This window comes from [Ruminococcus] lactaris ATCC 29176 (assembly GCF_025152405.1).
Lineage (GTDB): Bacteria > Bacillota > Clostridia > Lachnospirales > Lachnospiraceae > Mediterraneibacter > Mediterraneibacter lactaris.
On sequence record NZ_CP102292.1, the window covers coordinates 622,091 to 636,115 of the forward strand.

The 14,025-nt window shown below is 41.6% G+C and carries 10 protein-coding genes and 1 tRNA gene; 8 read left to right on the forward strand and 3 right to left on the reverse strand.

All coding sequences use genetic code 11. The features are described 5' to 3' along the window. The first annotated feature begins 267 nt into the window (after window positions 1–267). Both NQ541_RS03005 and NQ541_RS03010 read left to right on the forward strand, forming a co-directional pair. Window positions 268–1,347 carry a DNA/RNA non-specific endonuclease gene (locus NQ541_RS03005; RefSeq protein WP_044940206.1) on the forward strand — a complete coding sequence of 360 codons (1,080 nt, stop codon included), beginning with the start codon at window positions 268–270 and terminating at the stop codon, window positions 1,345–1,347. 211 nt (window positions 1,348–1,558) lie between these two features. Beyond that, window positions 1,559–1,629, forward strand: a tRNA-Trp gene (locus NQ541_RS03010). Window positions 1,630–1,771: 142 nt separating this feature from the next. Here the strand turns inward: NQ541_RS03010 and NQ541_RS03015 are convergent. Next, window positions 1,772–3,103, reverse strand: coding sequence for an MATE family efflux transporter (locus NQ541_RS03015; protein ID WP_005609711.1), 1,332 nt, complete (start codon window positions 3,101–3,103; stop codon window positions 1,772–1,774). An 896-nt stretch (window positions 3,104–3,999) separates the two neighbouring features. Here NQ541_RS03015 and NQ541_RS03020 point away from each other — a divergent pair. The 4 genes from NQ541_RS03020 to NQ541_RS03035 all read left to right on the forward strand — a co-directional run bounded on the left by NQ541_RS03020 (window position 4,000) and on the right by NQ541_RS03035 (window position 10,633). Then, window positions 4,000–4,188, forward strand: a complete 189-nt coding sequence (locus NQ541_RS03020; protein WP_005609710.1) for a DUF6472 family protein — start codon at window positions 4,000–4,002, stop codon at window positions 4,186–4,188. Window positions 4,189–4,265: 77 nt separating this feature from the next. Further along, window positions 4,266–6,998 (forward strand): DEAD/DEAH box helicase, encoded by a 2,733-nt coding sequence (locus NQ541_RS03025; RefSeq protein ID WP_005609709.1) that lies wholly within the window; start codon window positions 4,266–4,268, stop codon window positions 6,996–6,998. After that, entirely contained in the window at window positions 6,988–9,255 is a 2,268-nt protein-coding gene (locus NQ541_RS03030) for an ATP-dependent helicase (protein ID WP_044940203.1), read from the forward strand. The genes NQ541_RS03025 and NQ541_RS03030 overlap by 11 nt, the downstream gene beginning before the upstream one ends. A 25-nt stretch (window positions 9,256–9,280) precedes the next feature. Continuing rightward, window positions 9,281–10,633, forward strand: a complete 1,353-nt coding sequence (locus NQ541_RS03035) for an MATE family efflux transporter (RefSeq protein WP_005609706.1) — start codon at window positions 9,281–9,283, stop codon at window positions 10,631–10,633. Window positions 10,634–10,673: 40 nt separating this feature from the next. Here NQ541_RS03035 and NQ541_RS03040 read toward each other — a convergent pair whose 3' ends face one another. Next, window positions 10,674–11,771, reverse strand: a complete 1,098-nt coding sequence (locus tag NQ541_RS03040; RefSeq protein ID WP_005609705.1) for a pyridoxal phosphate-dependent aminotransferase — start codon at window positions 11,769–11,771, stop codon at window positions 10,674–10,676. Window positions 11,772–11,789: 18 nt separating this feature from the next. After that, window positions 11,790–12,653, reverse strand: coding sequence for a DegV family protein (locus tag NQ541_RS03045; RefSeq protein ID WP_005609704.1), 864 nt, complete (start codon window positions 12,651–12,653; stop codon window positions 11,790–11,792). A 106-nt stretch (window positions 12,654–12,759) separates the two neighbouring features. On the opposite strand from NQ541_RS03045, the gene NQ541_RS13095 reads away from it, so the two are divergent. Then, window positions 12,760–12,945, forward strand: coding sequence for a hypothetical protein (locus NQ541_RS13095; RefSeq protein ID WP_081717135.1), 186 nt, complete (start codon window positions 12,760–12,762; stop codon window positions 12,943–12,945). Between the two features lie 41 nt (window positions 12,946–12,986). Further along, entirely contained in the window at window positions 12,987–13,856 is an 870-nt protein-coding gene (locus NQ541_RS03055; RefSeq protein WP_005609376.1) for an aldose 1-epimerase family protein, read from the forward strand. The last annotated feature ends 169 nt before the right edge of the window (window positions 13,857–14,025 follow it).

A 14,025-nucleotide genomic window follows, 5' to 3' on the forward strand; every position in this document is an offset into this window, starting at 1 on the left:
CCTCATTTCTGTCAGAAGCTGACTCTGTAATCATAGCATAAAAATCCCGGCTTGAAAATACAAAGAAAAAGAACTTTTGGCTGTAAAAAGATTGCAGAAAAGATTGAAAGAACATATATTCGTGTTATATAATAGATTTGTTCATTTAATGAAAGATGCGAAAGCTTCCCGGAAGAATCTTTATTTCTTATAGAAAGAAGATTTCCAAGACCGGGGGATAAAAAAGAATGATCGTATAGATCAGTACGGATGAATAGGGAGACGAATATGAAAGATAAAAAGAGAAGAACTTATGGTTTTCTGACCGGATTGCTGCTGATCCTGTCAGTATGTCTGACTTCCTGCGGTAACCAGGGGCAGACAGATTCAGGGAAAGACAGCAATACTCAGTCAGGCACGAAAGTGGCTGCGGAAGATCATTCTGCCGAAGAAAAGGGTTCAGACAGTGAATCCTATGTGACGGTTGATGATGTTCCGGCATATTCAGGAGAGCCATATGTGGAGGTAAATGATAATCAGCCGGAGTTTACGGAAGAAGAGCTTACGACAGTATCCTATGAGGAATACAGTGAACTGGATGAGCTTGGAAGATGTCAGTCGGCAGAAGCGTGCATCGGACAGGATCTGATGCCGACAGAAACGAGGGAGAGTATCAGCAGTGTGAAGCCGACCGGCTGGAAGAATAAATCCTATGATACCGTGGATGGTGGATATGTGTATAACCGTTGTCACCTGATCGGATTCCAGTTGACAGGTGAGAATGCAAATGAAGAGAATCTGATCACAGGAACACGCTATATGAATGTAGAAGGTATGCTGCCTTTCGAGGATGAGGTGGCAGCGTATATCAAAGAAACCGACAATCATGTGATGTACCGTGTGACACCGGTTTTTGAGGGGGATGACCTGGTTGCCTCAGGAGTACAGATGCAGGCAGAGTCAGTAGAAGATGATGGAGTGGGAATCAGCTTTAATGTATATGTATATAATGTACAGCCGTATGTAGTGATTGATTATAAAACCGGAGAAAACTGGGAAGGTGATGAGATTGCAGAGCCAGAAGGAAAATGGGCAGACGGTACAGAAGCAGATCCTTCAGATTCAAAATCAGATTCAAAATCAGATTCAAAGATAAATGCAAAGACAGATTCTGCGGCAACGTCAAAGGCAGAGGCAAAAGATACGAAGGAGCAGACGTATATTCTCAATAAGAATACAAAGAAATTTCATAAACCGGAATGTTCTGGTGCAAAGAAGATCAAGGCTAAAAATAAAGGTGAATATACGGGTTCAAGACAGACGTTGATCGATGAAGGATATGAACCCTGTGGAAATTGTAATCCTTAGTCATTGCAATCTTTGGGTCAGAAAGATGTTCGGATCATTATAACATTCATTCCACCCTTACCGATGATAACGCGTACTCCGGTTTCCCTTACAAATTCATATTCAAATTTTTCAAAGTGATAAAATATTGTAAAATATTTAAAAAATTATTGACAAATTAATACATGTAAAGTATACTTAATAAGTCGCTTGACGAAAGTGACAACTGAATAGGGGATTGGTCAAATGGTATGATAGGGGTCTCCAAAACCTTTGGTGGGAGTTCGATTCTCTCATCCCCTGTTGACTGAAGAGTCAGAAACCTTGAATTTTCAAGGCTTCTGGCTTTTTTCATTTTCTGGATAATTCCAATGTAGTCAAGTATGTAGTCAAATAGGAATCGTTTTATGTTATACTGTTTTATAGATGTCGGGGTCAAAAAAGTTTACAAAGCTCTTACTTTCTTATGGTAGATCCAGTAAGAAATAATTGCAGTAATTGCCTCAGTGATCCAAAATGCGTGCCAGACGCCGGATGCCCCCTGCAGCAGGCTTAAAAGAAAAGCCAGTGGAATGATGATCAGCGTATAACGGCAGAGCGAGATAATGAGGGATGGTAATCCCATTCCAAGTCCTTCTAAAGCTCCCGAACTTGTAACTGAAATAGAAGATACAAGGAATCCGAGGCAGATAATACGAAGAGCAGAGGAACCAATCTTTATGGTTGCAGGTGTAGTTGTGAACAGATGGATCAGAGTTCCGGGAATGCATAAGCACAGGACAGTTCCAATTGCCATGATTGCCAGAACAAGGATCAAAGAAGTCTGATAAATCTTATTTACACGATGATGTTCCTTTGCACCATAATTATATCCGATCAGTGGCCGCATCCCCTGGATGACTCCGTTAGCAGGAAGGTATAAGAAGGTCTGTAATTTGTAATAGACTCCAAGCACAAAGACATAAGATTGACCGAAGCCTGCCAGGATTACATTTAATGATGAAATAAGCAGGGAAGGAAGTGCCATGTTCAGACTTGCAGGAATCCCGATGGAGTACATTTTTTTACAAAGTGAAGCATCCGGTTTAAAATAAGCTCTTCTGAATTTTACAGAGATTGGATCGACTATGTAAAAAATAAGATAAAGGATCGCACTGAATGTCTGTCCGAGGCCTGTTGCGAGTGCTGCACCTTCGATCCCAAGTGAAGGAAATGGTCCAAGTCCAAAGATCAGGACCGGATCGAGAAAAATGTTGACAAGGCATCCGCTCATCAGACAGATCATGGAGACATTCATTTTACCAACAGCTTGAAAAACCTTTTCAAATACCAGTTCCCATGCAAAAAATACAGAAAATAAAAATACGATTTTTGAATAACGAAGCCCTAAAGTGATAATTTCTGTATCGTTGGTAAAGAGACTGAGAAAAGGGTGGATAACTACAAGGCAGATAATCATCAAGAGAATACCGTGAAATGTTCCGAGGAGCATTCCCTGACTTGCTGCCTGAGCTGCCTTTTTCTGATCTGCTGCTCCCAGATAAAAGGAAATGACGGCATTAATCCCGATTCCAAAACCGATCATAACTGCATTGATCAGATTTTGAACAGGGAATACCAAAGAAAGTGCGGTCATTGCATTTTCACTGATCTTAGCAACAAAAAAGCTGTCAACGATATTATAAAGTGAATTTACGAGCATAGACACAACCATTGGTAATGACATTTTTAACAGAAGGTTCAGGATTGGTTGTTCTTTCATATAAGTTTGTTCCATTTTCAGACTCCTTTCGGGATTTCTCAGTTGTTAAGCATACGACAAAGATCCAATGGATCTTTTTTAGTATTAATAAGTTATGACATAAAAAAACCACATGACTGCCAGGAAAAGTAGTCATGTGGCGAAAAGTAGTATCACATTATGCCGGAAACCATTTGCCCGTCATTCATCGTGATACTCCAAAAATCCACATCAGTTTTAGAAACTAATTATATCGCTGAAATACGGAAGTGTCAAGGATAAACGGGTATACAAAAAATCCATGAATAATCGCAAAAAGAGCATACGAAAAATCCACCATACGCTTCTACAAGTCATACAGTGGATCTTTCAATTTATTCCATCCATTGGAATATCCTCCTTCTTCAATTAATATCTATTTAAAACTATTATCTCAAATAGTGAAATTTTATTTAAAAATTAACGTCCCATTGGATTGTACCTCTTTCATAAAATTCGTTCTTATGTTCTTAATTAGAATTAAATTAACATCCCATCGGTCTGTAGCTCTTTCATAAAATTCATATCAGATTAAAGTTAAAGACTTTTTATCCCATTGGATTGTACCCCTTTCGTAAATTTTGTTCTGGATTAAAATTAATGTCCCATTGGTCTATACCTCTTTCATTAGATTATTGGATTAAGTTTAAGTTTTTGGTGGTCCGTACCTCCTTTTCTTTTATTTGGTGTTCGTTTTCTTTTGTTGACTATATATTAACTCTCAAAACACGTTTTGTCAATAGAAAATCTGATAAAAAATAAAAGTAATTTAAATTAACAGAAAATAAATGAAAATATAAAAAATATACAGAACTGAAACTGGGCAGTATGCGACTGGATTTTTTAGAACCTTGTCCTTATACTAAAGGATAGAAAAGGGAGGCAATAAAAAGATGAGCAGAAATGAGAGAGTCAGTTGTGAGAGCTGTACTTATTATATTTATGATGAAGACTATGAAAGTTATGTATGTGATAAAAATATGGATGAAGATGAATATATCCGTCTGATGACAGATCGTTATTTCCAGTGTCCATTTTACAGAAATGGTGATGAATATGCAGTTGTCCGTAAGCAGATGTAGCATTCTGCTGATTGTATGGAAAAGAAATCTGTGGTATGATGAATACGAACATACATTCGTAAAGGCGGCATGAAGAAATGATAAAAAAAGAGAATGATTCTATTGTATATGAAAAGGTAATTCCGGCACATGGAGCAGAGTATGTATCATTTCCAGAGTCTATGAGACCGGAGATTGGCGATTATCTCAGATCGCAGGGGATTTCCCGGCTTTACAGTCATCAGGCGGAGATGTTCGTAAGGGCCGGTGAAGGAGAAAGCCTGGTCATCACGACAGCGACAGCAAGTGGCAAAACTTTGAGCTTTTTGCTGCCGGTATTGCAGCAGATTTTAGAGAATCCGCTGACGCGTGCGATTTTTATTTATCCGACGAAAGCACTTGCAAGTGATCAGTATCGGGTATTGGCTCCTGTACTGGAGTATTTTGGAGAGGGGCGTATATCGGCAGGGGTCTATGATGGAGATACGATGCCTGCAGAACGCAGCCGGGTCAGGAAGAGTGCGAATATTATTCTGACGAATCCTGAGATGCTGAATGCAGCTTTCTTGCCTAACCACAGTAAATATGGATTTGATTTTATATTTGCCAATCTGAATTATATCGTGATTGATGAATTGCATAGCTACAGAGGAGCATTTGGCGGGCATCTTGCCAATATTTTCCGCAGAATGAAACGGATCTGCGGATATTATCATTCCGATCCACAATTTTTATGCAGTTCAGCGACGATTGCAAATCCGGTGGAGCTGGCAGAGAAGATTTGTGGAATAACCCCGGGGCTGATCGAGCGAGATGGCTCACCGGCACCGGAAAAGGTATACAAGATCCTGCAGCCACCGGAGATAAAAGGAGCGAATGATAAAGTATATGGAAGATATTCGGCTTCAAGTGTGGTGAAAGAGCTGATCCCGAAGCTTGTGGAAAAGGGAGAACAGTTTCTTGTATTTACACATAGTCGAAGAGCGGTGGAAGTTATTTTAAAGGAATCGAGAGACCGGTTGGAAGACGCCGGATTTTTGGGAGAAAAGGGGCAGACGGACAAAATCGCCGGGTATCGTGGAGGTTATACTCCATTGGAGCGGCGTGAGATCGAGCGAAAGATGATGGCAGGAGAGCTGACAGGCCTGATCTGTACGAATGCACTGGAACTGGGAATTGATATTGGAAAACTGGATTGTACAGTGCTGGTAGGATATCCGGGGACAAGAGCTTCTTTTTGGCAGCAGACAGGACGGGCGGGAAGATGTGGCAGGAGGTGTGTCAATTATCTGATTTTGGAGAATCAGCCGTTCGATCAGTATATTGCAATTTCACCTGACTGGCTTTTTGAAGGCAGAAGTGAAAATGCAATCGTAGATCCGGATAATCTGCTGATCGAGCTTGCACATATACGTGCGGCAGCAGCGGAGATGCCACTGTCTCTGGATGATGTTGCGTTGTTCCCGGATTTGGGAGAGATCATCCCGGTTCTTTTAAATGCACAGGAACTGAAAAGTCTGGCGGGACGTTTTTCATGGGCAGGGCCGGCATTCCCTGCCGGAGATTACAGTCTCAGGAATATGGACAGGACGAGATACAAGCTGATCATATATCCAAGTATGGAGCATCTGAGAAATGTGCAGGAGAAAAGGAAAGGCTCTCTTTTTAACGGAAAGGAAATTACTGAGATGGACGAGTCGCAGGCTTTTCATGAGCTGCACCCGGGAGCGGTGTATCTGCATGACGGTGAGCAGTATGAGGTGCTGAAGCTGGATCTGGTTTCAAGAACTGCACTGGCAGTACCATTTTATGGAAATTATTATACAGTTCCATCCGGCACAGAGGATACAAGAATTTTGCAGACCTTCCAAAAAGAAACTTTTAAAAGAATAAAGAAATGTTTTGGTGACATAAACGTAAATGAAGTGATTTCGATGTATAAGAAACTTCAGTTTCATAATCATCAGAATCTGGGATATGTGTCGCTGACGAGGCCATTACAGAAAGATTACGATACAGAGAGTACCTGGATTGAAATCCCGGAGAATATTGTGGATACATACCAGAGGCTCCTTGTGCCAGATCAAAGAGGAGAACTTGTTCTGAATAATCATTTTGAGGGAATTTCCTATGCAATCAAGAATGCAGCTATGATGGTGACAATGACAGAAAAAGATGACATCGGAGTGATTCTTTCAAATAATGCGTTGATTCCCGGAGCAGAAAGAGGACGAAAGGTATCCTTATTTATTTATGATAAGTATGAAGGCGGTCTTGGTTATGCTGAGAAAATTTATGATCTGATGGAACAGATCATTCATCAGGCAATCGAGCAGGTTGAACATTGTCCGTGTAAGGACGGATGTCCGGTCTGCGTAGGAAATTATACACTGGATAAAAAGACAGTGCTGTGGGGGCTGAAGAATTTTATAGAAGAGAGTGAATCTCCGGTATCTATATCAAAGCAGTCAGAATTGGCAGAGATGAACAGACCGGGAATAAAGAAAGAATATTCATTTGAAATGCTGGAAGAAAAATGGGATGAGTTCTGTGAGAAGTTAAAAAGGAGCGGAGAATCGGGAGCTGCGTTTTTAAGTATGGTAAAGAAAGTGGAAGTAAAAGAGGAGCGTCTGCTCCTGCAGGTTGAAAATTCATTTTATGAAGGATGGCTGCAGGAATGGGAGAATCTGCGGGAAGTAGAGCGTCTGCTCCGTTCGTATGTGATCTGTCCGGCAGATATGAGGATTGAGATTCAGTCAGAGACAGACTGGGAGCGGGTGAAAAAGATCCGTGGAAAATTAAATCGAAGGTATGGAAACGATGAAATTTGAAGAAGAATGGAGTTTCCTGAATCCCTATCAGATGACAGCAGTTCTTGATGAGAGTCCGGCATGTGTTGTGAATGCAAATGTCGGAAGCGGAAAGACAACTGTTCTGATCGCAAAGATACTGTATTTATATCAGGTGAAGCAGATACAGCCGGAAGAAATGATTGTTCTGACTTTTACGAATAAAGCAGCAGATGAGATAAAAGAACGACTCATAGCAAAAGAAAAGTTTTTAAAAAAAGAAAAAAATGACGAAGAACCAAGGCTGGACGGATTTGGTACATTTCATAGTGTAGCTCTATGGATGCTGAGAGAAAAGCTGGAAGTTGAAAAAGCTGGATGGAGAAAAGATTTTACTGTCATGGCACCGGATGAAGAAGAAGATCTTGCATTAACTCTGACCGCAGAATACGGATTGAAAATAAAATATAAGAACCGCCTGAAGAAGCGGCTGGAGCAGGAATATCAATGGTATCTTGAAGGACGACCGATACCGAGATACAAAGATGATTTGTTCAAATTGTATCCAATAATTGAATCCGAAAAAAAGAAGCAGAATAAGATGACTTTTTCGGATTTGCTGCGTGTCAGTACGCTTTTATTGAAAGAGCAGGATGCTTTTATCCCTAAGTGGATCATTGTCGATGAAGTGCAGGACAGTGATAAGATGCAGATGGAATTTCTGGAGGCTTTGAAAGGCAGGGAGACGAAGCTGTTTGCAGTAGGAGATCCGAATCAGGTGATTTATAGCTGGCGTGGGACAGGAGAGAATATGTTCTTTTTATTAAAGCACCGATTTGAGGCGAAAGAATATTCTCTCCCGGTGAATTACCGTTCTAATGCATTGATCCTGGGAGCAGCGAATCATTTCCTTCAGTTTGGCAGTCAGATCCGGGCGAGCAGAGAAAAAGGCGAGAAGATCAAAATTGTTAATTATTATGATCCTTTTCAGGAGGCAGAGGAACTTGAGTTGCGGATAAGAGAGCTGAAGGAGCAGGGACTGACATATCGGGAGATGGCGGTGTTTTATCGGTTACAGCGTCAGGTGGATGTGCTTGCAAAAGTGTTTGAACGTCAGGGGATTCCATATGAAGTTTCCGTAAAAAAGAGCCTACATGATATTCCGGTATTGAACTGGTTTGTCAGAGTATTGAGATTCTGTGTAAATCCATTGGATGAGCAGTCCGGGATTGCAGCAGTCGCAGATAAAGAATTTGGCGAGTTTGGAATGACGCGGAAAAAGGCAGAAAAAATCATAAAAGAGAAAAAGCTGTCCGAGAGTCTGCTTTATGAACAGATGACCGGATTTCAGGCATGGGTAGTGGATAACTTTGGGAAATTCATGAAAGAAGGTGAAAAAGAGCAGAAAATCTTTGAATATTTTCACTTAAAAGAGTTCCTGCGTCCTACGGTGGAGAGCTATACTGAAAATGTCAAAAAAATAAAGAGCTTTTTAAAGCAGTTATGTTCATATTGCGGTTCGATTGATTTCCGGGGGCATCTGAGGGAATTTCTGAATAGTTCAGAGCTTTATGGATTAAAGATGGAAGCAGGAGAAAAAGAAGTAGGAGCAGAAATGAATCCTGAAGACCGGAAAGATGCAGTACAGCTTATGACGCTGCATGCATCCAAAGGTCTGGAATTTGATACGGTCTTTCTGATTGGTGTGAATCCCGGTCTGATCCCGCTTCATTCAAAAAATTATGAACAGGAAGAAGAGGAACGACGGTTGTTTTTTGTGGGGATTACCCGTGCAAAGAACCGCTTGGAACTTTCCTGGTATACGAATCCGGGTGAACCGGGGATAGCGGGTGAGGAAAGCCGTTATCTGAAAATGATTCCGCAGGAGCTGTTGGAGGGAATGCCGGATGAAAAAGAAAGATGGGCTAACCTGCAGCAGTTAAAGAAGGAAGTTCAGGAAAAAGCTCAGGAAAAAGTTCAGGAAAAAGCTCAGGAAAAAGCTCAGGAAAAAGTTCAGGAAAAAGCTCAGGAAAAAGTTCAGGAAAAAGCTCAGAAAGAAGTTCAGGAAAAAGAGCAGAAAGAACTTCGGACAGAACTTCGGCAGGAAGTAAAACTGGAAGATCAACAGGAACAGGCTGACATGCGGGCTGGCATACAGGCGGTGGTGCAGGTAAGGCATCCGAAGTATGGTGTCGGAGTGTTAAGATCGGAAGATGATCTGATGGTTGAGGCAGAGTTTGACGGATACGGAGTGAAGCAGTTCCTGAAAGCATTTGGTGAAGTCGAGATAATAGGATGAGTGAAATACAAAGGAAGTGAGTAAAATGAATGAAGCCACGCAACAAAATCGTTTATTTGACAATAAAAAACTGGCTGCACTTCTAATTCCACTGGCAGTAGATCAGCTCCTTAATTCATTTATGGGAACTGTGGATACACTGGTAGTCAGTAATCTTGGCTCAGCAGCGATTTCAGCAGTTTCACTGGTAGATTCGATCAATATCCTGATTGTTCAGGCTTTCTTTGCACTGGCATCAGGTGGAACAGTTGTGTGTTCCCATTACCTTGGATGTGGAAAAAAGGAGCATGCACAGGAGGCAGCAAGACAGTTGGTTTTCATTACGTTCGTATTGTCGGTGATGATTGCTGGAATGTGTCTTTTATTCAATGGTCCGATGTTGGCACTGATCTTTGGAAAAGTAGAGAGTGCGGTTATGGTGAATGCCAAAAAGTATTTTTTCTTTTCTGCAATCTCGTATCCATTTATCGCATTATATGATGATGGATCGTGCATCCTGAGGGCACAGGAGAACAGTCGTTTGCCGATGCTGATCTCGGTTATTTCAAATATCCTGAATATTATTCTGAATCTGTTATTTGTATGGGTGTTCCATTGGGGTGTTGCAGGTTCGGCAACTGCAACGATGCTGGCACGTATGTTCAGTATGGTTACAGTGCTGGTAAAACTGAGGAATCCACAGTTGGAGATCCAGTTGAGAAAGTATTTTACCATCCGGCCTGACTGGGATGAGATTAAAAGAATCCTGAGGATTGGTGTGCCGTCGGGGGTGGAGAACAGTATGTTCCAGTTTGGAAAGCTTGCGATTCAGTCGACTGTATCGCTGATGGGAACTGCGGCTATCGCTGCACAGGGAATGGCGAGTATCATTGAAAATTTGAACGGAATTATGGGAATCGGAATAGGAATCGGTCTTATGACCGTTGTGGGGGAAACTCTTGGAGCAGGAAGAAAGGAGGAGGCCGTTTATTATGTAAAGAAATTATGTATTGTTTCCGAAGTAGTGATCATTGCATCCTGTCTGCTTTTGTATGCTTTAGTTCGTCCGATTACCTATTTTGGAGGTATGGAGCCTGAAAGTGCAAAAATGTGTATTTTTATGGTAACGTGCATAACCATTATAAAGCCATTGATCTGGGTCATGGCTTTTGTTCCGGCATATGGATTCAGGGCAGCCGGGGATGTGAAGTTTACAATGACAGTTTCAATGCTTACGATGTGGTTATGCCGGGTGACACTCTCGATTGTTCTTGCCAGAGTCTTTGGCTTTGGACCAATCGCAGTATGGATCGGTATGTTCAGTGACTGGGCATTGAGAGGAGTGATCTTTACGATCCGGTTCAGAAATCGTAAATGGCTGAATCATCATGTGATTTAAAAGCAATTATAAAGCCTTAATCACAGATCCAGCCATTGAGTCAGATTGTTTGCAAAAGATCGAGCAGACGCTGGTTCTCTTCCGGCATCTGAATACAGAACCGTACATATTCACCCTCCAGGCACTGGAAAGAAGAGCAGTCCCGGATCATAAGTCCCTTTTGAATGCAACGTTCAAATACATCGAAAGAGGTAATCCCGTCTTTCAGAATCTTTACCAGCAGGAAGTTGGCATAGGCCGGATAGATTTTGAAAGTCGGGAGTTTTTTTATGGTTTCGTACATCTTCTGACGTTCGGAAAGAATCAGGTTTCGGGTCTGCTGATAATAGTCGTGATCCTGAAAAAGCATTTCTCCGGCGAAAGCACCGAGGCTGTTCAGTGACCATGGAATCTGTTTTTCACGCATGGTCTTCAGAAATTCACTGTTCCCGGTGATTCCATATCCGAACCGCATTCCCGGGGCGGCATAGAATTTGGAAACTCCCCGGAGTACCATCAGATTGGAAAATTGCTTCGTAAGAGGAACAGCAGTAATTGCTGAAATATCCGGTGCAAATTCAACATAAGTTTCATCTATCATTACAAAGATATTTTTCCGTTTACAAAATGCAAGTAATTCTTTTAATTCATCCCGAAAAATAGCGGAAGAAGTCGGGTTATTTGGATTGCAGATAATGAGAAAATCATATCCATCCGAGAGAGTATGGAAAAGATCCTCCAGATCTGGTCTGAAGTCAGAAGTCTCCTGCAAATGGTAATAATCCTGAGTACTTCCGGAAAAGGTGAGTTCTCTGGAATATTCTGAATAAGTAGGACCGAGAATCAGAGTATGCTTTGGGGCACGAGCTTCGATCAGCAAAGCAATCAGTTCACTGGAGCCATTTCCCGGAAGAATATAATCGGCAGGAACATCACAATAATTAGAAAGAACATTACGCAGAGACAGATACTCGCGGTCAGGATAACTGGAAAATAAATCTGCATGGGTGGCGACCGCTTCTTTTACAGAGGCAGGAAGTCCAAGCGGATTTACATTTCCGGCAAAGTTGACGATAGCTTCTTTTTTTATATGGTAACAGGCACTGATCTTTTCAATGTCACTTCCGTGAAATACGGGGTTGGTTGTCTGATTATTCATGATTTATGCTCCTAAAAATTATTTTGTCTCAAATAAAATACCAAGGGTATTTGGACCGCAGTGGCTTGAAATCGTACAACAGGCAGTTGTCACATGGATCTCAGCGAAGTCTTTTTCAGCTTTGAGGGCTTCTTTTACAAGATGGATATATTCTGCAGCAATTCCCGAATGTGTAATGAAGATAAAAGACGGATCGATATCTGGATGTGCGGCCAGTTGATCTTTTACATATTTTACGAGAACCTTATCCAGTGAACCCCGATATTTTTTACCGACTTTCATACTGCCGTCGGCATTATTTACCTCAATACACGGCTTTAACTTTAGTACGTTGGCACCCAGTGCAGCTACGGAGGAGCAACGCCCGCCGGCATGAAGAAAAGTAAGGGTATCCAGAATAAAGCTGGCATGACACTTCTCTGTACGCTGTCGGAGAACATCGGCGATTGCATCAGCGGACATTCCCTGACGGATCATTTCTCCGGCATCACGGACAAGGAGTCCTGTTCCGCTGGAAAGAGAGCAACTGTCAATGACATGGACATGTCCGAGTTCTTCAGCCGCAATACAGCAATTCTGATAGGCACTGGAGAGGGAACTGCCGAGATTGATATGAATGACTTCGTAACCGGCTCTGACCCATGGCTCAAAATGGTCAATATATTCTGCAACGTTTACAGCAGCCGTCTTGGGAAGAATCTTTTCATCATAATATTTCTGGAAAATCTCTTCCAGAGTGATGTCGATGCCGTCCTTATAGTCATGACCGTCCAGGATGATATGGAGCGGAAAGTAATGCACATGGTAACGCTCTTTTAACTCGGTATCAAGATCACAGGTACTATCAGCACTTAAGATGATTTTTGCAGATTCCTTTTCCATTCTATTTTCCTCCGTAAATCTGATTTTCTTAAATTATAACACTAATTTCCGGTCAATGACAAGGTGGCTGGGACTTTACATTGTTGAAGAAGTTGGATAGAATAAAATGATGTTGGGGTCAAAAGCCCCCAACAATGATGCCAACGGATTGTTTCGTGCTACGCACTCCCACAATCCTACCTGCTATTCGCATATCATGGTGCTTACGCCCCACTTTTATGCTCATATCGGGGCGGGGCTCAAGGTCATTCTACCACCAGTGTGCAAGCACACGTGGTTTCAGACCTTTTGACCCTGACATCATAAAATGATTAAGGTAAACAGGAGGAGAACATGAAACTGGAAAATGAAATACTTTATGTGGAAATGGTAGAACATGGAGCTGAACTGACAAGAATCTATAATAAAAAGACGGGGGCAGAGATCTTATGGAATGCAGATCCAAAGTTTTGGAAAAGACATTCGCCGGTTTTGTTCCCGAATGTAGGAAAAACCTGGCATAATGTAGTGAAGATTCAGGGAGAACAGTATCCGACATCCCAGCATGGATTTGCAAGAGATCATGATTTCAAATGTATTCATGCAGGGAAAGAAGAGGTGAAATTTTTGCTCACTTCAACAGATGAGATGAAAGAAGTTTATCCGTTTGATTTTGAATTATACATTAGCTATCGTCTTAAGAAAAATGTGATAGAGGTGGAATGGGAAATTAAAAACCAGTCGGAAGAAACGATTTACTTTACCATTGGCGGGCATCCGGCCATTCACTTTGCAAAAGAAAATGAAACCAAGGCAGATTACCGGCTTTATTTCCCGGAAAAAGATCATCTGAACTATATTTTGGTTGATATTGCAGAAGGTGGTGCAGATCCGAAAAAAGTCTATGAGATGAAACTGGAGGACGGATATTATCCGCTGACAGAAGAATTATTCGAGAGAGATGCCCTGATTTTTGACGAGAATCAGATTGAAGAAGTATGGATCAGTCATAAGGACGGAACACCGTATGTGGGAATGAAATGCGAAGGTTTTCCAAACTTTGGAATATGGTCGGTAAAAGATGCCCCATTCGTATGTCTTGAACCATGGATGGGAAGATGTGATGATGTGGGATTTGAGGGAGATATTTCCGAAAAGCCGGGAATTAATAGCGTTGAGAGCGGTGGAACATTTGAAAAGAGTTATCAGATCATTGTAGGTTAATGAAAGCAAAAAAGTGTCGCAGAGTGAAATACTCTGCGACAAAAGGTGACTTTTCAAGAGTATTAAGGGGAAAATTTGTAGTTGTTGGGGTGATACACTTGTAAAGAAAAAGACTTCTTTGTGACGAATCGGACGCGGAAAGCAGGGATATTCCTTCGCAGTGCAGGCC